General features: G+C 41.4%; 23 protein-coding genes. 9 read left to right on the top strand and 14 right to left on the bottom strand.

All coding sequences use genetic code 11. The features are described 5' to 3' along the window. Positions 1–69: 69 nt before the first annotated feature. From QNM16_RS11030 to QNM16_RS11000, 7 genes are all read right to left on the bottom strand, one after another. Entirely contained in the window at positions 70–894 is an 825-nt protein-coding gene (locus QNM16_RS11030; RefSeq protein ID WP_284020536.1) for a formyltransferase family protein, read from the bottom strand. After that, positions 894–2,009, bottom strand: a complete 1,116-nt coding sequence (locus tag QNM16_RS11025) for an acyl-CoA dehydrogenase family protein (RefSeq protein ID WP_284020535.1) — start codon at positions 2,007–2,009, stop codon at positions 894–896. The genes QNM16_RS11030 and QNM16_RS11025 overlap by 1 nt, the downstream gene beginning before the upstream one ends. After that, positions 2,006–2,452: a type II toxin-antitoxin system RatA family toxin gene (locus QNM16_RS11020; protein ID WP_284020534.1), complete on the bottom strand. Its 447-nt coding sequence runs from the start codon at positions 2,450–2,452 to the stop codon at positions 2,006–2,008. The genes QNM16_RS11025 and QNM16_RS11020 overlap by 4 nt, the downstream gene beginning before the upstream one ends. A gap of 9 nt (positions 2,453–2,461) precedes the next feature. Beyond that, positions 2,462–3,685: an aspartate aminotransferase family protein gene (locus QNM16_RS11015; RefSeq protein ID WP_284020533.1), complete on the bottom strand. Its 1,224-nt coding sequence runs from the start codon at positions 3,683–3,685 to the stop codon at positions 2,462–2,464. A 1-nt stretch (position 3,686) separates the two neighbouring features. Further along, a complete protein-coding gene (locus tag QNM16_RS11010; RefSeq protein WP_284020532.1) occupies positions 3,687–4,700 on the bottom strand; it encodes an SDR family oxidoreductase in 1,014 nt (337 codons plus the stop codon). A 304-nt stretch (positions 4,701–5,004) separates the two neighbouring features. Continuing rightward, on the bottom strand, positions 5,005–6,891 hold the full coding sequence (locus QNM16_RS11005; protein ID WP_284020531.1) for a M6 family metalloprotease domain-containing protein: 1,887 nt from the start codon (positions 6,889–6,891) through the stop codon (positions 5,005–5,007). Positions 6,892–6,965: 74 nt separating this feature from the next. Further along, positions 6,966–8,012, bottom strand: a complete 1,047-nt coding sequence (locus QNM16_RS11000; protein WP_284020530.1) for a tetratricopeptide repeat protein — start codon at positions 8,010–8,012, stop codon at positions 6,966–6,968. Positions 8,013–8,707: 695 nt separating this feature from the next. Here QNM16_RS11000 and nudB point away from each other — a divergent pair. Then, positions 8,708–9,136, top strand: a complete 429-nt coding sequence (nudB, locus tag QNM16_RS10995) for a dihydroneopterin triphosphate diphosphatase (protein ID WP_284020529.1) — start codon at positions 8,708–8,710, stop codon at positions 9,134–9,136. A 24-nt stretch (positions 9,137–9,160) separates the two neighbouring features. Here the strand turns inward: nudB and QNM16_RS10990 are convergent, their stop codons facing one another. Then, entirely contained in the window at positions 9,161–9,781 is a 621-nt protein-coding gene (locus QNM16_RS10990; protein WP_284020528.1) for a class I SAM-dependent methyltransferase, read from the bottom strand. 202 nt (positions 9,782–9,983) lie between these two features. On the opposite strand from QNM16_RS10990, the gene QNM16_RS10985 reads away from it, so the two are divergent. Both QNM16_RS10985 and QNM16_RS10980 read left to right on the top strand, forming a co-directional pair. Beyond that, on the top strand, positions 9,984–10,937 hold the full coding sequence (locus QNM16_RS10985; protein ID WP_063360469.1) for an SPFH domain-containing protein: 954 nt from the start codon (positions 9,984–9,986) through the stop codon (positions 10,935–10,937). A 3-nt stretch (positions 10,938–10,940) separates the two neighbouring features. Further along, positions 10,941–11,396, top strand: coding sequence for an NfeD family protein (locus tag QNM16_RS10980; protein WP_284020527.1), 456 nt, complete (start codon positions 10,941–10,943; stop codon positions 11,394–11,396). A gap of 239 nt (positions 11,397–11,635) precedes the next feature. Here the strand turns inward: QNM16_RS10980 and QNM16_RS10975 are convergent, their stop codons facing one another. Continuing rightward, positions 11,636–11,956: a helix-turn-helix transcriptional regulator gene (locus QNM16_RS10975; protein ID WP_237139430.1), complete on the bottom strand. Its 321-nt coding sequence runs from the start codon at positions 11,954–11,956 to the stop codon at positions 11,636–11,638. A 156-nt stretch (positions 11,957–12,112) separates the two neighbouring features. Here QNM16_RS10975 and QNM16_RS10970 point away from each other — a divergent pair, with 156 nt between their 5' ends. Genes QNM16_RS10970 through QNM16_RS10960 form a run of 3 tightly spaced genes read left to right on the top strand, consistent with a single transcriptional unit; the run spans position 12,113 to position 13,175 of the window. Beyond that, positions 12,113–12,442: a helix-turn-helix domain-containing protein gene (locus QNM16_RS10970; RefSeq protein WP_284020526.1), complete on the top strand. Its 330-nt coding sequence runs from the start codon at positions 12,113–12,115 to the stop codon at positions 12,440–12,442. Next, positions 12,432–12,560, top strand: coding sequence for a hypothetical protein (locus tag QNM16_RS10965; protein WP_284020525.1), 129 nt, complete (start codon positions 12,432–12,434; stop codon positions 12,558–12,560). The genes QNM16_RS10970 and QNM16_RS10965 overlap by 11 nt, the downstream gene beginning before the upstream one ends. Positions 12,561–12,569: 9 nt before the next feature. Then, on the top strand, positions 12,570–13,175 hold the full coding sequence (locus QNM16_RS10960; RefSeq protein WP_284020524.1) for a hypothetical protein: 606 nt from the start codon (positions 12,570–12,572) through the stop codon (positions 13,173–13,175). 325 nt (positions 13,176–13,500) lie between these two features. Here QNM16_RS10960 and QNM16_RS10955 read toward each other — a convergent pair whose 3' ends face one another. From QNM16_RS10955 to QNM16_RS10940, 4 genes are all read right to left on the bottom strand, one after another. Beyond that, positions 13,501–14,418 carry an SDR family NAD(P)-dependent oxidoreductase gene (locus tag QNM16_RS10955; protein ID WP_284020523.1) on the bottom strand — a complete coding sequence of 306 codons (918 nt, stop codon included), beginning with the start codon at positions 14,416–14,418 and terminating at the stop codon, positions 13,501–13,503. A 121-nt stretch (positions 14,419–14,539) separates the two neighbouring features. Further along, positions 14,540–15,394 carry an AraC family transcriptional regulator gene (locus QNM16_RS10950; RefSeq protein ID WP_284020522.1) on the bottom strand — a complete coding sequence of 285 codons (855 nt, stop codon included), beginning with the start codon at positions 15,392–15,394 and terminating at the stop codon, positions 14,540–14,542. Between the two features lie 21 nt (positions 15,395–15,415). Continuing rightward, positions 15,416–15,913 (bottom strand): SRPBCC family protein, encoded by a 498-nt coding sequence (locus QNM16_RS10945; RefSeq protein WP_284020521.1) that lies wholly within the window; start codon positions 15,911–15,913, stop codon positions 15,416–15,418. Between the two features lie 159 nt (positions 15,914–16,072). Continuing rightward, positions 16,073–17,179 carry an SGNH/GDSL hydrolase family protein gene (locus QNM16_RS10940; RefSeq protein WP_284020520.1) on the bottom strand — a complete coding sequence of 369 codons (1,107 nt, stop codon included), beginning with the start codon at positions 17,177–17,179 and terminating at the stop codon, positions 16,073–16,075. Positions 17,180–17,420: 241 nt separating this feature from the next. On the opposite strand from QNM16_RS10940, the gene QNM16_RS10935 reads away from it, so the two are divergent. The 3 genes from QNM16_RS10935 (at position 17,421) to QNM16_RS10925 (ending at position 21,595) form a co-directional block, all read left to right on the top strand. Further along, complete coding sequence (locus QNM16_RS10935; RefSeq protein WP_039610219.1) at positions 17,421–18,116, top strand: response regulator transcription factor; 696 nt, start codon at positions 17,421–17,423, stop codon at positions 18,114–18,116. Next, the gene (locus tag QNM16_RS10930; protein ID WP_284020519.1) at positions 18,103–19,440 is read left to right on the top strand and encodes a HAMP domain-containing sensor histidine kinase; all 1,338 of its coding nucleotides are present in this window, start codon (positions 18,103–18,105) and stop codon (positions 19,438–19,440) included. The genes QNM16_RS10935 and QNM16_RS10930 overlap by 14 nt, the downstream gene beginning before the upstream one ends. A 139-nt stretch (positions 19,441–19,579) precedes the next feature. Continuing rightward, positions 19,580–21,595 carry a TonB-dependent receptor domain-containing protein gene (locus tag QNM16_RS10925; RefSeq protein ID WP_284020518.1) on the top strand — a complete coding sequence of 672 codons (2,016 nt, stop codon included), beginning with the start codon at positions 19,580–19,582 and terminating at the stop codon, positions 21,593–21,595. Between the two features lie 70 nt (positions 21,596–21,665). Here QNM16_RS10925 and QNM16_RS10920 read toward each other — a convergent pair whose 3' ends face one another. Continuing rightward, entirely contained in the window at positions 21,666–23,606 is a 1,941-nt protein-coding gene (locus tag QNM16_RS10920) for a RecQ family ATP-dependent DNA helicase (protein ID WP_284020517.1), read from the bottom strand. Positions 23,607–23,876 lie beyond the last annotated feature (270 nt).

Here is a 23,876-nt window from a genome sequence, read left to right as displayed (position 1 = left end):
TTGATTTTTATACTAGAAATACTAAAAAAAAATTCAATTTTATTTTTAATTAAGTCTCTGTTAATCCAATCATTGTGTACTTTTCTTACCTATGTTGCGTACAACCCAACGCCACTGTATCAAAGGCAAAGTTGTTTTCAGTTCACGCAAATGTATTCGTGTCGGATATGAGAAGTAACTACTTTGCTGAGATTGAACCCTCGCCTCCACTTGTTGGCACTTCAACAACTCTAATACTTGCCCGTATAAAGTCGGAAAACAGTTACTCACTTGTCTATCTATCTCCAATAAACATGTCGCACCATTCACCTTTATCGCACTTTGAGCGATCACAGGCCCAGCATCAATCTCTTTATTTTCAACCCAATGTGCAGAGATACCATAATTTTCTTCATTATAAAGATAGCTAAACATGATCGGGAACAAACCTCGGCATTTTGGCAAATATGCAGGATGAAAATTAACCACGCCTTGTGTTGCAGAATTAATTATCTCGTCATGTAAAATTTGGTCAAAATAGTAAATACTCAAAAAGTCAATATTTTGGTTTCTAACAAGCTCAACCACATCGGCAGAGTTTATGTCTTTCACCTTAATATAGTTAATACCCAGCTCGTTACAGCGCTGTTCAATACTGGGCAACACATCCACACCAAAGCATTTCAACAACGGGCGTATCAGGGATAAAAACACCATTTTTACAAAGAGATACTCTGTGAATCCATACCCTCTAAAGCGCATATTTTTATACGCTTGCGCTAAAAATCCGCCATTTTTTTTAGAGTACGGATCACTGGTTATCACCAGCTTTATCTCATCCTTGTGCGTCTCTAACACCTGAAGGATGGCAGGTTGTGTCGCCATATTTTCAATATTGCACAGCGCTATACGCATTACACCACCTCCAACTCTTGACCATCAAAGTACTGATTCAAAGGCCCATACATGGCATGCTTGGCAGGTGGATGAAAATTAAATGCATGTATAATCTGCGCTATCGCCGCAAAATATCCATTGTTAATGTAATTAATTCCCCCCACTAAACTCAGTGTGCTTTGCGTTACATTCGCTAAAACATCTTGCAAGTGATAGCGCACGCTTAAAACTTGTGCCAAGGTATCTTGAGTTTGCTCATTCATATCTGCAGCGATTGCTTTGAGCGATAATGCACATGCTTCTAATTGAATATGAGCCTGCGCCTTATCTGTACCTTGCAATCTGCCAAGCTCACCAGCACGCTCAACTAAACCACATACCATACCTAAGTATGACGCACAGGTAATGAGTTCAAACCACACAAATCCGGCAACATGTGACTGATAAGCAGACTTTTCATCTACATTCACTAACATTGAATGAGGCACAAACACGTTTTCTAAAACGACAGCTTCACTTTGGCTAGCTTGTAAAAAAGGTGCTTGCCAAAACTTTTCAACCGAGATCCCCTCACACGCTTTGTGAATCATGGCAACAGCAAAGTAAGGCTCTCCGTCTTTAGGTTCAACTTGAACACTAGCAGTCAACAAATCCATGCAGTGCGCTAAACTACACGGCTTTTTAACGCCTGAAATCACATAACCTTTATCTACTTCTTTTGCGACAATTGAGCTTTTTAAGATACTTTTACCTATTTGGCCTTCGCTAAAAGCAGAAGACACCAATAAGTTTGAACGAGAGATCCCTTCTAACATCAAAGACTCAAGTCCATTACCCACTTTCGCCATTTCTTGCAAAGTCGCAATCGAAAACTGATGCATACCAACAGCAATTGCAAGCGATGGTGATGCGCCACCAATGGCCATTTGCAATTGCACAGCTTGCCATGCATCCAAGCCTTTTCCACCATACTTTTGCTTCACCAAAGTAGGTGCACCACCTGTATCTCTGAATATATTGATGGCTTGGCTTTTCTCATCTTCTAGCGCGTCAAAGGGGGTTTCGGCCAAATAATTTGCCAATTCTGGCAACGTATCGCGCAGCAAATGCTGCGCGTTTTGGAATGTACTCATGCAACTGCCTCTTGCTGGCTGGCGAATAACTCGCTCAACATTTGCTCAACATTTTGCTTGATAGCAGATTCCGCAATTGGCTCTAAGATATCCGCAAGCGTTGGGATCCCCATGCAAAAACGCGCATCAAACGTTACTGTGCATTGACCTTCAGAAAGGGCTTCAATAGACCAGAACCCTTCAAAGATATCTGCATCCCCTTCTATTTGCGTAAATTCAATCTTCAAGTCACTTTTGTTGAAAATATCGCGTTCGCGCCACGACATTTTTCCATCATGAAAATGCACCAACCAAGTTGATTCAGACTCAGCCTCATTAATCTCAGTCACATCAACAGAGATCACCGCCTGACAATGACTTTCAAACGATTTGAAGTCGGCAATTTTCTCAAATGCTTCTACCGCTGATGCATTAACTGTTTGGGTATATTTTACGTCTCTCATGGTATTTCCTTAAATCTTGTCAATTGCGTTTTCAAACGCGGTATATAGCTGTGTTAACTGTTCATCAGCTAAAAAAGCACACGGGGTTAAACGTACCGTAGACGCATTACTTAATGAGTGGCTCGTCAGGATGTTGTGATGTAAAAGTGACAGAGTCAGCTGGCCTGCACGAGCTGGGGTTCCAACATCAATACCGATCAAAAGCCCCTCTCCGCGCACGATGATTTGCTGCGAAGCACTGTTGTTATGTGCCGCCGCAATGCTTTTTAATTTGCTCACAATGTTCTGCCCAATCTTGGACACCCGTTCTGCAACCTGTTCTTTAAGCAGCACATCAATCGTTGCTTCAGCCGCAGCCAGCGCGATAGGAGAGCCACCAAAGGTGCTTGAGTGCAGCATAAAGTCTTTGTTTAAGGGTGCAAAAGCGGATTCTGTAGCAACCACAGCAGCGCACGGCACCACGCCACCACTGAGGCCTTTGCCAACCAACATGACATCCGGCACTATGTTGTGTTTATCAATGGCCCACATACTGCCAGTTCGCGCAAGCCCAGACTGGATTTCATCACAGATAAATAGGCCTTTTGATTGCTCACACAACTGCTTGGCTGTATGTAAAAATTCATAGCTCAGGGCATAAACACCGCCCTCACCTTGAACAGGCTCAGCGATAAAAGCAACTGGATCTTTGTGTTTAGCAAACGCCGCTTTTAGTGCTACAACATTGTCTCGTTCGACAAACTCAACATTGTCAAACAAAGGCGCAAATGGCGTGCGAAATTCATCACGATGTGTTACAGACAAAGCCCCCAGTGACTTTCCATGATAACTGCCCGTCACGGCAATAATATGCTTACAGCCATTGGCTCTGGCGAGCTTCAACCCCAGCTCTGTAGATTCCGCACCAGAATTAGTGAAAAAGGCATATTGAATAGGATCAGGGCAAATATCCACCAGCTTTTTACTGGCAGAAGCCAAATTTGGGCTCACAAGCGTGCGTGAACTCATTGGCATAATGTCTATTTGTGACTTAACCGCCGCCACGACTTGTGGATGTTTGTGGCCCAAAATAAAGACCCCAAACCCACCAAAATCTAAATAGGTTTTACCATTTTCGTCGACAATTTCAGCACAATGAGCACTTTGCTCTATAGGTAAGCTCATCATGCTAGATAAACGCGCTTTTGAGCGGTTACTATGCGCCTTAAGTAGTTCGAGTGTTTCCTCTCTCACGTCACTGTGCTCCCGAAAGCTCAGTGATCAAAGGGTGCTGATGATCATAAGCAACCAAGTTTTTAGCGAGTGTATGGCGTACATCATAGTTGTAACACTCGCCAGCAACCTCAGCTAGATGCGGTACATCAGATTGAAAACCTTCTGACATATCAAGATACTTTAAATAAATAGAGGTTTCTTCAAACATACGTTTAAAACGTTTTGGTAACGCAGGCATAAACACAGGCTTAACTAGCCTTTCAAATGTGGTCGGGCTCATCAACTTAGGGGCTTTAAAACGCACATCGTAACGTGATGTGATATCATCATCTTCACCTAGTGTAAGCAAATCGCCTAATGTTTTAGCTAAAGTGCCCGCAGTTAACCAAAACTCACCTGACAACTTTTTATCCACTATCGTCAAAATACATTTAGCGACAATATCTCGTGGGATCACATCAACCAATGTGTTCGCATCTCCAGGGACAATAGGGATAACTTCCTTAGTTGCCAGCTTAAGCATGTTATGTAGCCCTTGCTTTTTAGGCATCAAACCCAGTGTACTGTCACCAATAATCACGGATGGGCGAACAACCGTGATGTTGTCACTGAGGCAAGCTTCTGCTTCGCGCTTGCTTTGCTCATAATTATTAAAATCATGACCATTTCGACCTTTTACAAATGCAGTGCTTATATGAATAAGCGGCACGTTTAGTTGCTCAGATAATTGGATGGCGTGTTTAAGACCCGCCACATTTATCCCAGCTAATACATCTGGATCGGCGGTAAAATCTGTCAGTGCAGCACTGTGCACGATACAGTCTATACCTTCAAGTTGAGCTATTTGCTCATCACTTAAGCCAAAATTGGCTTTACGGATATCACCCTGAATTTGCTGACTTACCCCTTGAGGCAACTCACTAAAAGATCGTTGATTTACTAGAATAACAATCTCATCATTTGGTGATAAAAGCTCTATCATTGAGAGCCCCACGACCCCAGTCGCGCCAGTCAATAAAAATCTACGAGACATAATTACTCCTTAATCATTTTGTGTGTAAAAAGCACGCTATATACTGCAAAGTCCCCTTTACAGGTAATAATGATAATGATTTTCAATTTCAGATCAAACAAATATTTTACTAAATTTTAACTTACGAGATTCGTTTATATAAATCACATCGCATAAAACAGCTCGTTGCGATGATGTAAGAGAGGTTTAACAGGGAAATGTGCACAAAATATTGATGAAAAGTTTTTGTTGATCAGGATGTACAAAGTGGACCCAAGGCTAAGCACCTGATCCACTTGTGATTGTGAGCTTTTACACTAAGGAATTACTTATTAACAATTAAAGTGTAGTCACCTGCGCCTGAATATGAATACACAACTATGCGATAGTATCCACTAGCAGCATTATACGAAATTGACTCCACTGATGTAGGTGTTTCGGAGATGGCTACCTGTGTCCATCGTCCCCCTTGCCAGCGCTCAAGTTTCAAGTCAAAATCTGCATTGTTTGGACCTGTTAAATCAAGGGATATAGTGCCACCAGCGTACTGGAACCAACTGCCATTCGGTTGAATTTGCTGCGCTTTATCACTAAGCGTCCCGCGATAAGTTTCACCTTTAGGCGGCTCAATAACTGATGATTCTATGGTAAACGAAATGGTTTTAGCAGGCGCTGAAATACCAGAAATAGATAGCCCAGAATCGGTGCCGTTCCACCAAAGTGAATTAGTCCCTTTTGAAGACAAACTATTTGGATATAAATTACTAAACTCCCCATTTGCCATGAATAAGTCGGTACCGTCACCTCTATTACGGTTATTTTCAGGGTCACGATTGCCATCAGCATGTTCCATTTGGATATAAGGGTACCACTCATTAGAGTTGCTACCTCTTGAATCAACATGCCATATTGCTAAGCCTTGACCGGGCTGTTCAGAGTTTTGGCCTGATTGGTGAATAGCTTCAATATAAAATGCTTCGTTACGATTATTTGGATTGGTCCACTTATATGATGAATGATCGCCTGATGTATGCGCGAGCACACCTTTTGGCGCATTCTGGTCGACCGCAGGGTTTAACTCAGTCACGGTATCCCATCCAGCAATTGCTCTGAAGTGTGCAACAGGCGGAGTCGGTTTAAATTTATTCGTCGTACCAATAGCTCCAAATCCCATGACACCATAGCTGGCGACAGAGCCATGGGAACTGCCATCGTAATCATACAGATCAGGCCAATTTGTGATCAAGTGACCTGATTCATGTACAAACGTACCAATAGATAAACTGGCGCGCATATCTGTAATTTGATATCGGTCAGTGCACACACCATCAGCACAAAATCTTGGACTCAGTCTAGCCATATGAGGCCAAAGCCCTTTTGACCACGAACTATCAGAATTACCCGCGTAAAAAATATTGAGGCCGCGTATCTGATTGCTGCTATTAGTAGACAAGGTTGAAAAATCAAACCCCTGTTGGTATTCAAGCCAATCTAATGCTTCTTTAATCAACTCTTGAGAACGTACAGTCGAACTTAAACTTGAGTCTGCATAATAAGCTTTATTTTTTTTTGCTGTGTAATATGCAGTAACGGTATTGGTGTAATCTAACTTGTTGTCAGATACCTCAAGAAAGTAACCTCGAACAGATTGGGCATTGCCAAATTCAGTGTAGTTTTGATCGTTCAAAAAGCGTTCAACCTGAGACTTTGTGATGCTACCGCGCTCATCAGGAAAATCAATAATGATGGTTAAGCCTTTGATCTGACCAGTTACTTGAGTCTCAATGTTGGCACTTTGTGTACTCAATAAAAGCGGGCTTTCAATCGCTGGCAATAACTCATTTTGCTTCTGATTAACCAAGGTTTGAATGGCTTTTTCCGATAAGCCTGCCTCGGTACGAATGTCAAAGTGTGCAACACGTTCACCAGTATGTACTTTATCAGAGACAAGAATACCGAGAGACTCAAGTTCAGTGCCTGCTTTATTTACTGAAGCATATGCCAAACCACCTAAGCTTTTATCGTAAACAACTAACCTACCATCATGTGCTCTTTGCTCTGCATAGTAGGTATTACCATGTAGAGTAATGGATACAACCTCTCCATTTGGTTGAGTATATTGATATGTCTCATTATGGTATGGAATAGCGGCGTAAGATAAGGTGGGTGCGATTAACGATGACAATATCGCTACGTGTTTAATTAACTTCATTATAGTTTCCTTTACATTTTTTCCGAAATAGGAAACTAAATTATCAATCAAAATTTAACCAATAACAAATTATATTAACGATTGAAGTAGTGCTTTTTTGCAATTATTCTGGTTGTACAGAGTCGCTCCAGTTTAACACGGGTGCCATTGGGTTCTTGTACTGTTTTGATATCCGGTGTTTTTTTAAGTTGACTTTGCAGTGTAACGTGCAATCTGTCGTTTTGAAACAAACTCGAATAATAAGACAAAGATGGCCCTAATTCACTCTTAAGCAATAGTGGGATTGTATCAATTAACGCTGAAACTCTTTTTTCAGATAACGGCGTGTCATAATTTAGGTGCTCATTGAGATACGTTTGCCACATGAAAAAAAACTTAAACATGTCTTGCCCGCTCTGCTTCACTTCTAATGCAACAGATGCGCGATAGCGTTCAAAACTCGGCCAATCACCTAAATATATTTGTGTATTTAGCAAATTAAGTCCGGTACCAGCCGCATAACCCGATTGCCCAACCTCTGAATGAAAGCGAAACGCTCTAATATACATAAGTTGAGCATGACGATATTTCTTTTGATCAAAATAAATATTGCCCAAGTTATTTTTTATATTGGCAACAATTTCCCTATCTTCGGCGAGCATCAGAGATTCATTCAAAATATTTTGCGCTTTTTCTGGCTGCCCACTGTATCGAAATACTACAGCCATATTGTTCGCCACTCTGGCAAACTCTTTTGGATCAGCGGCATAAGATATAGCACACTCATTTAAAGTCTCTGCATAGGCATAATCATGTATTCGCCTGTGATATATTGCAGCAGCTGTTGCTATATCAAGTTCAGCCCCCTCAACAGTCCCTATCCATTGGTCGCTTTCAAGCACTGTCATAATGTGTTGGACAACTTCGGCATCAATGACTCGGACACCCGCTTCTAAGCCAACCAAATATAACTCAAGTAGCCCTCTACTTGGTTTTTTAGGTAGTCTAGATTGAACAGTGCGAAAAACTTGCGCGGCTTGCTGTGGATTTTTGCTATTGAGTTCTTTTAATTGATTGAGAGTCATGAACATTTCGCTTGGCGACATCACAACGACCACAGATAACCAAAATGCTATAAACATAATGTCAGTATTTTATTTCAACTCCGTCTAAGCATGGTATAGAACATAACGAAATCCAAGTTAAGTTAAGAATTTCCCCAATTATGCTGCTCAGCTCTACTCTAAAAATAGTTAGAGTTCGATAAATCAGATATTCCAACCTTTCAAAGAAAACGACCAATAAAGACACAATTATTTAACAAACAAAAATTAACTCACATCGCACCTCAAATTAAGACAAATAAAAAACGTTAAAATTCATTAGGTTAAAAATCACTTATTTTACCCAATAAAGGCACGAAGTGTAAATTAACTCAGTGCGAAATTTCTACTTACATGTAATTATTGGGTTTTTGATTTGCATATGAAAAAACGCATAAACATAAAATATTTATAAACAAAATACACAAACTAGATACAAATTAAAATTTTTACTCCAAAATAGTTTACATTTTAAATACATCATTGTAGGATGATGTTGTTCCTTTGGAGACACCGCTTCTCGAAGCGGCTCCTAGAACTCCCGAGAAGTAGAGCTTACTGATAAGGATGTTGGTTTATTGGGTATTTCCTTTGCAAAACTTATTGCTATTGGAGATTGGGCAGGCGTTTTGCCTGCCTTTTTTTTGCTTTTTTAACTGTGAGATGCCTAAAACCTCCCGCTGGTTCGTATCAATTGGTATACTAATTTGGTACTTACATCTATGGAAAATATAATGTTACGCCAACCGTTATCTGTTCTTGTCGTTATATACAATGAAAATAAGCAATTTCTAATTTTACAAAGAAAAGATGATCCCGAATTTTGGCAGTCTGTAACAGGAGGTATAGATAGAGGAGAAGAGCCACTCACCACAGCATATAGAGAGTTAAAAGAAGAGACAGGTATCGATGCCCATGCCTTAGGCATCAAAATTAAGCAACATAATACGATTAACCAGTATGAGATCAGGCCTCAATGGCGACACCGCTATGAAAGTAACGCCAAAATAAACTCGGAACATGTGTTTAGTGTTTGCGTCCCAAATAATTTGAAAGTCACTTTATGCGATGAAGAGCACACAGATTTTGTTTGGTTGAACCAACAAAACGCTGCCGACACAGTCTGGTCGGCAAGTAATAAAAAAGAAATCCTTGCTATCTAAAGAGTCAATTCCGCCAAACCATAATCAAATTGGTTTAAATAACAGAGTTTGCCACTTCGTATGTAATCGGCCTTGCGCGTCAGGCTCTTGGTCGGTGGCAAGTTCTAATTCAAAATCGGCACTAGTTGCCATAATTGATAACGTATCGACTTCTATATTCGTTAATCCACGCTCTTTCATATGTACACTATCAGCGCAATGTCTCAACTTTACTATCAATAGTCCTTTGGGTTTAAGCAACTGTCGAATTGTTAAAAGTGCTTGTACACAAGCGCTGTCATCTAGATAATTAAAAACTGAGCTCACCAAAATTACATCAAATGCTTCAAACTTCTTTTTCACCTCATACAAGCATGGCAACTCATCTCTAAGCCATACAATGGGTAAATCTCTGGTGTAAGCTTGACCTAACCTATTGATTGAACTGACGGGTTCAATGGCAACGACTTCGGCACATTGGCTATGCTCGACTATGAACTTTGCATCCCTGCCCGCACCAGCGCCGATATCCAGAAATTGTAACTTTTGCTGGTTAAGATAAGGTGTTAGATGAGTTAGCCAATTTGCATGCAACGATTCGAAACTGTCTGACTGATAGAGCTTTGCTAACTTAAGTGCATTCTGCTCGTAGTACTGCGCGGTCAATGTCGATACCTCAAAAAATATGTTGTGCTGTAGTATCTAGGATAGGTAATTTTTATAACAAAATAATGACAAACAAAGTGCGTACACTTGTTATTTTCTGCAGAAAAATAAGTATAACTACATTAGCCTAAACAGTTAAATTTAACTCTTACCGACATCGTGTTATGGTATAGATAAGACTATTAATAAGGAATGTAACTTTATGGATCCAGTCACGACAATACTGAACTTTTTGTTCACCATCGAAGCAGTACTGCTGATTTTTGTCATTTTTATCTTAAAAGGTTCAATTAAATTTGTACCACAAAATCGCGCTTGGATAATTGAGCGTTTTGGTAAATATCAATCAACTAAAGAAGCCGGTTTAAATTTTATTATCCCTTTTATCGATCAAGTTGCCGCCGATAGAAGCTTAAAAGAACAAGCGACCGATGTCCCTTCTCAATCAGCGATCACCCGCGACAACATCTCGCTTGTGGTTGACGGGGTACTCTACTTCAGAGTCCTTGATCCATACAAAGCAACGTATGGTGTTGATGACTATGTTTTTGCGGTTACTCAATTAGCACAGACAACCATGCGTAGTGAGCTAGGTAAAATGGAGCTGGACAAGACGTTTGAAGAACGTGACATGCTCAATACCAATATTGTTACAGCTATCAATGCAGCGTCTGAACCTTGGGGTATTCAAGTCCTTCGTTATGAGATTAAAGATATTGTGCCGCCAAATTCTGTGATGGAAGCCATGGAAGCGCAAATGAAAGCTGAACGTGTAAAGCGTGCGCAAATTTTAGAATCTGAAGGTGACCGTCAAGCCGAAATCAATGTTGCTGAGGGTAAAAAACAAGCACAAGTATTAGCCGCAGAGGCTGAAAAAGCCGAGCAAATTCTCAAAGCAGAAGGTGAAGCAAAAGCCATCATAGCCGTTGCAGAAGCACAAGCTGATGCACTTAAAAAAGTCGGTGAGGCAGCCAATACTGAAGAAGGTCAAAAAGCGATTCAACTCGACTTAGCTACCAAGGCAATCTCTGCGAAAGAAGCCATCGCGAAAGAGTCTTCCGTCGTGTTACTTCCTGACAATGGAACTGATGCAAGCTCTCTTGTAGCGCAAGGTATGTCTATAATTAACACATTAAATAGCAAGAAAAATGGGTAAGTTATGACGTTTATAACTGACAATCTACCCCAAGCACTGATCATCTTTGGCCTAGTTGCACTTTGCATTGAAGTCATTGTCTTGGGGTTTGCAACCTTTGTGCTGTTTTTCTTAGGTTTGTCCCTTATCACCAGTGGCGTATTCATGTACTTTGGGCTCGTTGAGCCAAGTTTGTTAAATGCCGCATGGATAAATGGTGTGCTGACAGCCTTGCTTGCTGGTGTGTTATGGAAACCACTAAAAGCAATGCAGTCACAACAAGATAGCAAAAAAGTAGACAGTGACTTTGCAGATATTAGTTTTACGCTAGAGCAAGACTTGAATAGTGAAAGCCCAGTCTTTTATCAATATTCAGGTATTCAATGGCAATTGAAAAGTAAAACGGAAATTGAAAAAGGCGTGCAAGTGAAAGTCATCGAAAAGTCTGTCGGCGTTCTTTGGGTCGCACCTGCTGAATAATATTACGCTACTGAATAACGCAAAAAACATCGCCCACTTATTGTGGGCGTTTTTATTTAACAGCTAAGCACTCAATCACCAGCAGCGCATTGTCTCGAAATTTAGTTTATCTAAACCCGTAAACACATAATGCTGTGGACTTTACCAAGCCACAGCATTATCTCGACCATAAATTATCTTCTGGGCTTATTTTTAATAATTATTTTCTCAGCTCTATTTTGAGACTATTTAAGATAATTCTAACTCGCTTTAGGTAAACTCATAATCCCGGATAAATCACACTCAACATAAAAGTCACAGCCAAAAACGAGAATAAGCTCATAAGCAAGATCTAAAGTCATAATCGTTTTACCACTCTCAAAATTGCTGATAGTCGCCTGATCGACACCCAGAATATTACCCAGCTGCCTTTGCGTTAAGTTTTTACTTTTTCTTAATCGACGAATTGATTTTTGCATATTAGTTTTAAACTGCGAAACACGCATTTGCCTAACAGGCCTGTTGTGTATAAAGCTTTTATTCGTTTTGGTGTTAGATTCGATAACATATTCAAGGGCCATGATGATTTCCTTTCAAACCTTATAAAATAATGAATAAACATAATTTAACAGAACCCGTGTTCCAGAATCTGGACAACTTACTTACAACCATCGATTGTTGATAAAACAAACACAGAAAGTTAATATGCATTTAATTGTTGAAGTGGCGTTTAGGTTATGGATGAAATTGACCCGTTTAAATTCGGGGAAAAGCTGAGGCACTTTGTAAGGAAAGAACTCATTGCAAAACAAGGCTCTGTTTCAAAAGGCTGCAAAAAAGCGGGTGTGTCACGCAGTACAATGAATAACTACTTGAATGGGACGTCTGAGTTTCCTCAAAGCGTGTTAACTAAGTTACACAATAGCTGTAAAATAAATGTATATGGTTTTTTGGCCTCCATGGCTGGTGTTGCTGGAAAATACAATAACGCTTGTAACGAAAAAGAACCCGAATTAGAGGCCTCTGATGAAAAACATGAAAATAAACCACAAACACATGATCAATAATAAAGATCAACTCAAGCAGGTTTGTGCTGGCAGAAACCTTGGTAAAGGCACTAAACCCAAACAGCAAAACATGGCCATGTATTATCTGGCAGTGACGATTGTTACAGATGAACTCTAGGGAGGTTGAATGAAACCATTTACCAAACTAATGCTTATCTTTATCGCACTTAGTTTTGTTGTTTACAGTATGAAAGCGCCAATTTATGAATCAATGATATATATTGCGTGCTTGGCTTTCGCTTTTTTTAAAACCATTCACTTGCCAAAGATGAGTGTATTTCTTCTGTATATTTTAATGTTTGTCCTAGTAGAGCTTGTCGGAACTATTTTATTGGATAGCTTTGTATACGGACAGTATACAGGCTTTACAGAAAACACTTGGTATTTTACATTCGGATTAATTATAGATTTATTTATCTGTTTATATTGCAGAAAGTCAGCAATTTACTTTTTAAGAGAAGAGCCTAATCTATTTGATATGGCGAACAGCTTGTTTTATGTTTTTATGCTTTTTTTATTTGTAGACTTATATGCGTTAGTAGAAAACTTCGTGCGCAATTTAGAGCGATTAGGGTTCCCGGAAGAGGAAGTGCGCCACCTTTGGGACATTACGCATATGTATTACAATATTAAAATCTATAAATCTATTTTAATTAGCTTGGCTGCTACTTGTTTGTTTGCCAGTGTGTATGCTCACCGTTCAGAAGAGGAGTACTCAGCTGAAAAAGAGTGAAAATAACTAAAAAACACGATTAGCTCTTATTTTATTTCTGAGTTGATGATTATTTTAGTAGAAAACAGCTTCACATTAAGCCTACCGAATAATCCACTACAAAGGCGCAGCTTTTGCGCCTTCATAAACGCATAAAGGACTGACTATGCAAGACGCAAAACTAAAACAACTAAATCAAGCTAATTAATGATAAAGAGCTACCGAAACAGATCTGTGCAAGTATATTAAAATTCAAAGGCTCTGGCCCTAGACAGCAACGCATTGACGAATACTTCCCAACTAAATAATCATCAACACATCGCCCGCTTATTGTGGGCGTTTTAGTTTATTTAACTGTAAATCGCTCTATCGCCAGTAGTGCATTGTCTTGAAATTGTGGGTTATCTAGATCAGCAAACACATGATGCTGTGCACTGAGCGCGCCGGTTAGTCCTTTTTTACTGGCGTAAAACCGGCCTGACTCTAAATTTGCATCAAATATAGCCGTCAAGTAGCGCGCTGCGCCGGTCTCAACTCGGTGCACTTTGCCAAGCCACAACATGACTTGCATCATGCCTTTCATGGCATATTGTTTGATAAACGGTAGTGTGTTAAACCCTTCAGTGCCTTTGGTCGCACCTGGGCTCATGGTTACAAACCTAACATGAGGATGACGCCTCGCCATTGCCGACATCCATAGTGCCCCCATATATTTGATTGGGCCATAATGCGCTGTGGCATCTTGGTTTTTTGCAAACGCGGAGCCATCACAGATACTCATAAACTCCTCAACAGATGAAGTGCTTAAGTTAGGTCTCGGCATGCCCATTTCGGGTACTCCTCTGGCAGCCTCAGAGCCTGCATAAACGGCAACTTGTGTCAGCTTACCACTCTTTAAAAGCCTCTCTGTCAGCACACTATGGCCAAGTAAGTTCACCGCGAAGATTTCTGTCACGCCAGAGTTATTAATAGCTGAAAAACGCTTACCCCCTGTACCACCAGCGTTCATAATGAGCGCATCTACACTCTGCGGTAAATCATGCACAGCGCGCTCAACAGAAGCGATGTCACTGACGTCTATTTCGAGCACCTCAAAAATATTACGCCCTGTGATTTGCTCAAGTTCTTGTTGCGCAGCAGCGGCTTTGTGTTTATTTCGACAGCCTAAATAAACCACTTCGACCTCTGGGCGTGCTGCTAGCTGTAAAGCCGCTTCTTTACCCAAGCCTGCGTTTGCACCTGTAATTAAAACACGCTTAATCATAATAACCCCTTTTCATTTAAGAACGTCAAAATTCAATGTGGCTAGATTAAATGAAGCGCGAAAAGCGTTTTTGATATTTTTTGCTGTATTTAAAATTCAGGCATAAAAAAAGCCTGATAAATCAGGCCTTGGGTTTTATTGGAATATTCAAGTAAATCTTATTGTTTGGATCTGCATCATTAAAGTTTGCTGGCAGTAATTCAAAGTCAGGCTTATCGGCATACTCATACTTACTTTTTGGCAACCAACTGCCCCAAATATAACGCAAGGTTTCTTCCAATTTTGCAATCGGCCCTATGTGGGTAAAACGCGCGTAGGTTTGTGCAGCTAATTCACGGGTTATCAAGCCCTCTGGAACATCGTCAAAGTTTTCAACTTGTGCTGAGCAAATATAAACAAACCGAGTTACCTCTTCCGACTCTTCATAATTTTCATAAATGCCAAAAAAGTCACTGCCAACACGATTAGGGATTTTATCCCGATAGGGTCTAAACCCTGACCATAACTTAGGTAGGCTTAAGTCTCCATCATCATACTGAGTGGCAATACCGACGATTTTCATCGCAGCTTGCTCAATTATCTCAGGCTCCATACTTAAGTTGTTTTGTAAAAAAGCGAGGTCCTCTTGGCTTACCGGCTTTTTATACAACAACCTAAACGGCTCATTTATTTTGCGATACTGCGCTGGCGTCATATCAAATAATGCCTTAAACGCGCGAGTAAATGCCTCTTGTGATTCAAACTGGCACTCTATGGCCAAGTCTAAAATGCCAACATCGTCTGTGAGTAATCGTTTTGCAGCAAGCGTTAAACGCCTTTTGCGTAAGTATTCTTTTGGTGTATCTCCAACCAAAGCTTTAAACACCCTACTGTAATGGTAAGTTGAATAATGAGCGGACGTCGCTATTTCATGCACGCTTATCTTGTCGTATAGGTGCGCTTCTATGTACTCAATACTTTTAAAAAATCGGTCCATCTCATACCTCGTTAATAATAATTACGCTTGTGACGTATTTGCTTTGAGCACATGTGACTCAGCATATACTTTAAGACCTTTGAGTAGTTTGCCAAACGCCACGGGAAATACCAGCCTTAACAATGGGTAAAATGGATAGGCAAATAATTTAAGCACAGGGGAAGCAACCCAAATTACTTCTGCTTGGTTCGGACCAAGTGCACGCACAGACATGGATACATGGTTTTGCTTAATTGGCACAATTTTAGGGTTATTTACGGGCAACACATCAAATGCCAATTGCTTTTTTTGCTCATTAAAGTCGGTGATAACTTCTTTGACTTTCGCGCCATTAGGATCGGCGTTTAAATCACAAATACGCCCTTCCATCGGTGCACCTGTTTTGCTATTGCCACGACCCATTGCCACAGAGTTAGGAATAGGTCCCATCCATAAGTGGGCTTTATCAAACTCATGGGCAATCAAATGCCAAACTTGCTCTGCGGATTTATTGATGATGATTTTTTTAGTTACTTTCATAAGTACACCTGTGTATGTTGCGTTGATAGGTGTACTTTAAAAAATACCGACTGTGTTTTTTTGATATTTCTTGCTGTATCGACTCACTAAAATAGCAAAAACAAAAAACCTACCCGTTATGCAAAAGGTAGGCTTATGTAAAATTGCTTTAAATCGCCTTTAATCTAACAAGTCATTCGTATTGATAAACGCTGACAGTTTATTAGCGATATCCGTATGTTCTGCCTCAGTCGGATGCCAAATACACCCCTCTAATGGCGATGAAAAAGTGTGCGAGTACAACTTATCAATCCCCTGCTCTTCAAGCTTGGCTTTTGCCTCTAATGTAGCAGGAATAATGAAGTCATAGGGATAAGCGGGTCTTGGCATAAATATAATGGGTGCATTCGGGTAACGATAACGTACCTTATTGACGAACTCGACCATGGTGGAGATCCAGTCGGCTTTGACTTCTTCAATAGTTGCCCACGGTTCATGAGGCTGCGGATCTGTACTGAAATCGTTCGTGCCCACCTCAATCACAACCAAATCAGGATGTGTATCTTCATAAGCTTTATTATCGCCAAATACCGCTGAGACTTTGTCTAAATAAGTACGAAGGTCATGATGCGGATCGTTACCGCTCCAATTGCGAATTAAGCCCAACCCTGAATATGATACTTGTGTGAAGCTGGCTTCAAGCATAGATGCTGTCAAATAAGGAAAAGCCACTCTAGCATTACTGCTATCAACTATCTCCTGCCAAGTGCACTGGCGTTTAGTAGACTCACTGCCAAAACCAGCACTAATTGAGTCTCCGACAAATAAAATATGTGGTTGCTGCTGCCAAATCCCCTCTAAACGGCCATCCGTTGAAAAACTGAGTATTTTGGTATTGTTACCATAGTTTTCCCAACGTTTGACGATTTCAATCTCGACCATTTTGGCTTCTTGCTGTGTAAAAACAACATGCTCTTCAAAATTGCCATTTGCATTGGTCACAATTTTTTTATGTAGCTGACCGTCCACCAATACATCAAACTGATCGCCATAGCCTGCTAATGTCACCTTCAGTGATTTGCCTACCAACTTGGTTTTGAGTTGCGTGCCCGGCCAGTTAAACTCAACCTGACCTTTACTATAATGCTTGCTGACTCGCCCTTCATAAACAATGGCATGGTGCGTCGCTTGATAGCTTTTTGCAAACGCGGTGCTGGACAACAGCGCACTGCTGCAACTGAGAAAAACCACCAACAGTGATAACTTAATAGATATTAACCTTAACATGTGTCATTCCTTAATTTAGTTTGTATCCGAGACTGTATTTCAACATTACATATCAACATGCAATGCACACAGTGCCCGCCAAATTAGTCACGCATTAAGTACCACCCTCAAATACAGCCTATTTCATTTGAAAAAAACTCATACAGCAAACATCTGTTCACAATTCGATCTAGTCACTATTGTATGCACAAGTGCAATAATCTTAAAATACAATCATTCTCATTTTAGAAGACACAGATCTGTGAACAACCGTATTTTAGTCGTAGAAGACGACATTACTCTCAACCAGCAAGTGTGCGCCCTACTTAATAACAGAGGCTATCAGGTAGACTGTCTTCATGATGGAGAACAAGGACTTAGCCAAGCACTCGCAGTAGATTACGACCTCATTATCTTAGATATTCGCTTGCCGAGCATGGAAGGCTATGAAATTTTGGCCCAGTTAAGAAAAATTAAACACACGCCTGTGTTGATTTTATCCGCCTGTGGTGCTGAGCAAGAACGTATAAAGGGCTTAAGCTTGGGCGCGGATGACTATTTATCTAAGCCCTTTAACCTTGATGAACTGGTATTACGCATCGAAGCCATTTTACGACGTGTTCATGCGAGCCACACACAAGCGCAAACGCCCTTTGAAATTACGTTGTCTGACCTACATTTAGACAGACAAAAACAGCTTGCTGCGTATAACACAGAGCCGCTAGACATCACCGCCATTCAATTTAAATTGTTATGGCAGTTAGCACACAACCATAAAGAGACACTCAGTAAAGCGTTTTTATATCAAAGCGTGCTTGAACGTCAGTTCAGCCGATATGACCGCAGTTTAGATATGCACTTAAGCCGCTTGCGTAAAAAGCTCGTTGCAGTTGGGCTCAGCCCAGAGTCTATTACCACAGTGCATGGCAAAGGGTATCGTTTGCATGTTCAATCTTAGGGCATCATATTTTTTACGCCTGTGTGCGTTGGTCATTGCAGGCTCTATTTTACTCTTTGCCGTGATTGACTACTTGGTTAACCACACTGAATTTCGAATGAGCCAAATTAAAGTAACACATCAGCAAGAACTTATTGCACTGGGAAAACAAGCCGAGCAACTGTATTTGTCAGGTGACATGGCTGCACTCAGTGCATATGTAAACAACATAGAGCGAGACCATGATACTTGGGCAGCGGTGGTACAGCGCGAACTGACGCCGCTGGCAGGCACGCAGCTTCAACAGTACTACTTAGATGAGTTTACCCTTGGTCGTGATGTAAGATGGAAAATCCACTTATACTTCGCTCGTAACCCTGTTATGGACATTCCGTTTGCAGATGACAAAACCCACTTTTTGATCCAGTTACCCAGTCATATGCGCCCGGGTAATTATTGGCAAATTGCTTATATTTTGCTGCAATTTTGTGTGCCATTTTTAGTTTTAACGGGCATTTGCTGGCTGTTATATCGCGCCATTATGAAACCACTCAAGCAACTAGAGCAAAGTACCCGCGCTTTTGCCGATGGAGACTTAGATAGCCGTATTGGCGACAAAATCTCTAGTCGCGATGCCGAGTTTACGCAAATTGCAGCCACCTTTGACAAAATGGCTAACTGCACCGCCAACACCATTCGCGCACAAAGGCAGTTTATTGCTGATTTTTCTCATGAAATTCGCACACCGATCGCGCGTATTGAAACCGCGCTGGAGTGCCATAAATCAGGCTTAGATCAACAAGATATGCTCAATCGCGTGACCAAAAACACCCATACCATGCGAGAGCTTGCGGAGAACACCTTAACACTCACTTGGCTCGAAAATGAACGCTTTTGCCCTCATACAGATACTGAAAACATCCCTTTTGATTTGGTCGACTTAATTGACTGTATTGCTGAAGAGGTGAAGTTCGAAGCCCCTCATTTACAAATTAACCTCGAATTGCCCGACTCCAAAACACTCAATAGTGATGCCAGAGTGCTTGGTCAAGTCATTGAGAATGTATTAAGAAATGCCAGTCGCTTTGCAAAGAACACCATCTTAGTGACGCTTGACAACACCACCATTCAAATCATTGATGATGGACCCGGTGTGTCAGACAATGAACTGACTGATATTTTCAAACCCTTCTATCGCAGCCACGGCTATTCACATACGCAGCCCGATAGTGATTCATTCGGTTTGGGGCTTGCTCTTTGCAAACGCCAAATGGAGCGACTCAACGGGCAGATATACGCACAAAACAATTCAGATTCAGGGCTGTGTATCGTCATAGCCCTTTAACGCTGGTTTTTTAGTCCCAATTACATGCCAATTGTCACTGTAAATGTAACAGTTGTAAAAGTGCTTTGTTTTGGGACAGAACCATGAATAATACACGCGTATTGATAACTATTTTCATTTAAGATAAAGGAACACACCAATGCAGTTTGGTTTTTCTCGCACATCTATCGCCCTTGCTGTCGCAGCAGCAACTTTCGCGTCTCCCGCTACTTTGGCAGACAATCAGCAGCAAAAGATTGAAATCATCGAAGTTCATGGAAAAGTCTCTGACGCCGATATGATCATTGACCAAACTGATCTAACCCAGTTACAAGCCAACGACTTATCTGACATTTTTAGATCTTTACCACAAGTGTCTGTAGGTGGATCAAACCCAGTCGCACAGAAAATTTATGTGCGCGGCCTTGAAGACACCATGCTTAATGTCAGTATTGATGGCGCATTACAAGCAGGCTACTTATTCCACCACCAAGGTCGTTTATCTATTGAGCCTGAGCTTTTGAAGCAAGTTGATGTTGTTGCTGGTGCGGGTGATGCAACTTCGGGGTCAGGTGCACTTGGTGGCGCACTGAGATTTAAAACCAAAAGTGCTTCAGACTTACTTGCCCCAGATGAACAGTTTGGCGCGTTGTTCAAGCTTGGCTATTACGGCAATAGTGAAGGCTTTAAAGCCAGCTCGACATTATATGGTCGTGTGACTGACGATATAGATGCACTTGTGTCACTTATCAAACGCGACACTGAAAACATGGAAGACGGTAATGGCGACGAGATCCCTTATTCGCAATCAGAGCAGGAGGTTGGGTTTGCGAAAATAAGTGGTGACTTAACCAGCACACAATCGTTTAGCTTAAGCCATGATGTCCGCCATGATGATGGCACGCGATTGCTTCGCGCACACTGGCACCCAAGCCGCAAGAACTTTGCATTACCACAAGAAAGTGAACGTACTACAAGTACATTAAACTACTTCTATGCGCCACAAGATGACCTCATTGATATCGCTTTTTCTGCATATCAAACAAAGAACTCTATCACGCATGCTCATCCTGAAGGTGAAAATAGAGCCGGTGTTGTTGTCCAAAACACTTATTTTGCAGAGTATGACTCACAAGGGTTTGATCTAAAAAATACGGCACTATTTGAAACACACAAAATTGTTGCAGGCTTCGACTACAGAAGTGATGAGGCAATTTTGGAAGATGTCGGTTCTAACTATGAGCTATCAGGGGTAGAAGAAGGCAAAGTGCTGGGTTTATATATCCAAGATTACTTCCAAGTGACGGATCAATTCCAGATCAGTACAGGTGTAAGATACGACAAATATGAACTAACAGACGATAACGGGTTTGATTTTGACTCAAGCGGCTTTAGTCCTAACCTGAACTTAACTTATGAGATAACGCCTGAATTATCAGTAAACACTGGGTATGCTAAGGCTGTTCGTGGCCAAAAAGTAAAAGAGTTGTTTGTACTTGGCTACTATGACAACGATGAAAACCTACGTAAAGAAGTGGCTGAAAACATCGAAGTGGGCTTCAAATATCTGGGTGACAACCTCGTTGTCCAAGCTGATGTCTTTATGTCGACTATTGATGATGCTGTGTCTACTGCTAAAAACATTGAAAGCCAACCTGCAAACTTCCTAAGCAATGTCGGTGATTTAGAAAACAGAGGCATAAACATCAATGCGCGTTACAGCTTTGACCGTGTATCTGTGTCTTTAGCGTTCAACAGCAGCCGCCCAGAATGGAAAACGCACGTTAATCCGGCACTTGCTGGCTCCGCGATTTCGGATCAAGATTGGTCAATCGGCACGTCTGTCGGTGATACACTGACACTCGGTGCAGATTACTCACTGACAGATTCTCTTGAGTTGGCTTGGCAAGCTCGCTTAGTTCAGAGATTGGATGATTCAGGTACTTATGTTTGGGATAACACAGAGCTGCCTGAAAAGGTAGGTTACGGTGTACATGATTTAAAAGCGACTTGGTACATCACAAACGACGAAAATGTGAAGCTAGATATCGCCATTAAGAACATCTTTGATAAGTTCTACTACGACCACGCAACTTACGCAGCCATCGGCCCAATTGACACCGGTGTTGCAGAGCCTGGCCGTGATATTCGTGCCACCATCACATGGCAACTATAATAAAATTCTAGTCAGCTGAACAAAGAGGCCCACAAGGCCTCTTTTTTCGTGCTAGGCGATTGTAACCAAACTAGACTAGTCCAAGCTGAGAAAGCTTGCTCTCAACCTGCTTATATCTCAAAGCACTGCAACTACCAAAACCAGACCTCTGTCTAAACTTATTGGCTGTCGACATCGGCGTTGTCATGCCAGTTAAAAAACGCACCATTACTGGGGCTGTCGCTTCAATGCCAGCTTGGTTGAGGTAATTTTTTAACCCATTGATGTCATCTCTTAATTGCTGATCACTTGGAAAAAGCGGCTCTCGACTAAATTGCAGTTGCGCAGAGCTACCTCGACACACACTACAGTGCCCGCAGCTTTGCGGCACTTGCTGATCGTCAAAGTATCTGGCGAGGTTATTAGACAAACAGTTTTGCAACTCAAAAAAGCGCAGCATGGCTGCAATGCGCTTTACTTCCCCAAGCTCCTTATCAGAAAAATAATCACTCAACTGGTTGGCGAGCTCAGGGGCGTTCAAGGCAGTCTCATCCACTTGGTAGACTTGCATCATGCGCTTTGATTCGAGCAAGATCATGCCTTGCTCATGTAGATAATCCAATGCTGCTACCACGCGGCCTCGCTCTAGCCCTTGATTGACTAAAGCGGCCATATCAACCGTCCCCCACACTTTTTTAAAGTCGGTGTTTGACACTATCTGCTGAATAAACGCTTGGCGATTTGCATCGAAAGAGTTCAGTACTTTGTTTTCTGTATGCAGCCATTTAAAACGAAAATCAGCATAGAATGCATATTTGGCTTCGAGCACCCCAAACAACTCCAGTTGTACAAGTGCCGTTTTTAGCGCAAGCAGACGAATATTTGTCGCCTTTGATACGCTCAGCTCTTGCATTTCCCAAAGCCCTTGCGACATCGACGTGCGGATTTCATCAAGTAGTGATTCAATATTGCCAAGCTCAGGTGTGTCTGCATACACAAAGTTCTCAAGGGTTGAAACCCCGTCTAAATTTGCTAGTGTGATGCAAGTTGAGGGCTGTCCATCCCGCCCTGCACGGCCAATTTCTTGGCTGTAGTTTTCAATAGACTTAGGTAAGTCATAATGAATAACAAAGCGAATATCTGACTTATCAATCCCCATACCAAATGCGATGGTGGCCACGATGATACGTTTTTCATTGCGCATAAATTGCTGTTGTATCTGCTGCCTAACGTCATCTTTTAATCCTGCATGGTAGGCAACTGCATCTTGCCCTGCTGCTTGTAGCTGTTTTGCAACTTCTTCTGCCGTTTGCTGCAAAGTGACATAAATAATACCGCTGTCCTGTGTCTGGCTTAGAAACGATAAAATCGTCGGCAGCTTCTCACTCTCGGTGCAGGCCTGAATACTCAAATCTAAATTGGCGCGATAAAACCCTGTTTGCACAATATGCTGCTCATCTATGGCGAATCGATGCGCCATATCTCGTTTTACTTTTTTTGTTGCGGTTGCCGTTAATAGCAGCACCAAAGGAATATTCAGCTCATTGCGAATTTGCGGTAACTTCAAATAATCGGGTCTAAAGTTATGACCCCACTCTGAAATACAGTGCGCCTCATCGACCACCAGCATTGAAATTGGCACTTGCTTTATAAAGCCCCGGAAGCGCTCATTTTTAAAACGCTCAACAGACACCATCAAAATTTTGATGTGGCCATCTCTCACACCTTGCATCACACTTTGTGATTGCTCATAAGTTTGCGTCGAGTCTAAACTTGCAGCAGGGATCCCCTTTTTATTTAAAAACTCAATTTGATCTTGCATCAAAGCAAGCAGTGGAGAAACCACTAACGTGAGATTGGGCAAATGTAATGCTGTTAGCTGATAGCACAAGGATTTTCCCGAGCCCGTTGGAAATATCGCCAAGCTAGACTGGCCACCAATTAAGTGCTCAATGGTTTGTGCTTGGCCTGCCCTAAAAGCACTAAATCCAAAATACTGTTCTAGCGTCTGATGTATATCTGCTTGATGCATAAAGTGTCTCGTTGTGATGTGTGAGCATAAGCGTTGGCCATCTTATTTAGCCAAACAGCAGATCAAATGCTAATTCACGCCCATGAAAATTATGTATTGTATGATACCAGCTATTTGGGCACCTTTGCTTCACATATGACGAGTTTCATTTATTTTGTACTAGGTGCAGACAATGAGTGCTATTTATCGCTTTCTATTTGAACAACACAGCCCCAATCGCCTATTATTTTGTGCGTAATACATCCAAACACGTATTATCGAAGTCCATGT

The sequence above is a fragment of the Pseudoalteromonas umbrosa genome, from assembly GCF_030125375.1.
In the GTDB taxonomy this organism is placed as follows: Bacteria; Pseudomonadota; Gammaproteobacteria; order Enterobacterales; family Alteromonadaceae; genus Pseudoalteromonas; species Pseudoalteromonas umbrosa.
The sequence above is the reverse complement of the archived record's forward strand: the minus strand, read 5'-3'. Positions and strand labels throughout refer to the sequence as shown.

Bases quoted from the DNA above. Each gene is read 5' to 3' on its own strand.
- QNM16_RS10955 (WP_284020523.1), bottom strand. From the start codon at position 14,418: ATGATTAAGCGTGTTTTAATTACAGGTGCAAACGCAGGCTTGGGTAAA.
- QNM16_RS10950 (WP_284020522.1), bottom strand. From the start codon at position 15,394: ATGGACCGATTTTTTAAAAGTATTGAGTACATAGAAGCGCACCTATAC.
- QNM16_RS10940 (WP_284020520.1), bottom strand. From the start codon at position 17,179: ATGTTAAGGTTAATATCTATTAAGTTATCACTGTTGGTGGTTTTTCTC.
- QNM16_RS10945 (WP_284020521.1), bottom strand. From the start codon at position 15,913: ATGAAAGTAACTAAAAAAATCATCATCAATAAATCCGCAGAGCAAGTT.
- nudB (WP_284020529.1), top strand. From the start codon at position 8,708: ATGTTACGCCAACCGTTATCTGTTCTTGTCGTTATATACAATGAAAAT.
- QNM16_RS10925 (WP_284020518.1), top strand. From the start codon at position 19,580: ATGCAGTTTGGTTTTTCTCGCACATCTATCGCCCTTGCTGTCGCAGCA.
- QNM16_RS11025 (WP_284020535.1), bottom strand. From the start codon at position 2,009: ATGAGTACATTCCAAAACGCGCAGCATTTGCTGCGCGATACGTTGCCA.
- QNM16_RS10960 (WP_284020524.1), top strand. From the start codon at position 12,570: ATGAAACCATTTACCAAACTAATGCTTATCTTTATCGCACTTAGTTTT.
- QNM16_RS10965 (WP_284020525.1), top strand. From the start codon at position 12,432: ATGATCAATAATAAAGATCAACTCAAGCAGGTTTGTGCTGGCAGAAAC.
- QNM16_RS11020 (WP_284020534.1), bottom strand. From the start codon at position 2,452: ATGAGAGACGTAAAATATACCCAAACAGTTAATGCATCAGCGGTAGAA.
- QNM16_RS10920 (WP_284020517.1), bottom strand. From the start codon at position 23,606: ATGCATCAAGCAGATATACATCAGACGCTAGAACAGTATTTTGGATTT.
- QNM16_RS11005 (WP_284020531.1), bottom strand. From the start codon at position 6,891: ATGAAGTTAATTAAACACGTAGCGATATTGTCATCGTTAATCGCACCC.
- QNM16_RS11010 (WP_284020532.1), bottom strand. From the start codon at position 4,700: ATGTCTCGTAGATTTTTATTGACTGGCGCGACTGGGGTCGTGGGGCTC.
- QNM16_RS10930 (WP_284020519.1), top strand. From the start codon at position 18,103: ATGTTCAATCTTAGGGCATCATATTTTTTACGCCTGTGTGCGTTGGTC.
- QNM16_RS11000 (WP_284020530.1), bottom strand. From the start codon at position 8,012: ATGTTTATAGCATTTTGGTTATCTGTGGTCGTTGTGATGTCGCCAAGC.
- QNM16_RS10980 (WP_284020527.1), top strand. From the start codon at position 10,941: ATGACGTTTATAACTGACAATCTACCCCAAGCACTGATCATCTTTGGC.
- QNM16_RS10985 (WP_063360469.1), top strand. From the start codon at position 9,984: ATGGATCCAGTCACGACAATACTGAACTTTTTGTTCACCATCGAAGCA.
- QNM16_RS10970 (WP_284020526.1), top strand. From the start codon at position 12,113: ATGGATGAAATTGACCCGTTTAAATTCGGGGAAAAGCTGAGGCACTTT.
- QNM16_RS10975 (WP_237139430.1), bottom strand. From the start codon at position 11,956: ATGGCCCTTGAATATGTTATCGAATCTAACACCAAAACGAATAAAAGC.
- QNM16_RS11030 (WP_284020536.1), bottom strand. From the start codon at position 894: ATGCGTATAGCGCTGTGCAATATTGAAAATATGGCGACACAACCTGCC.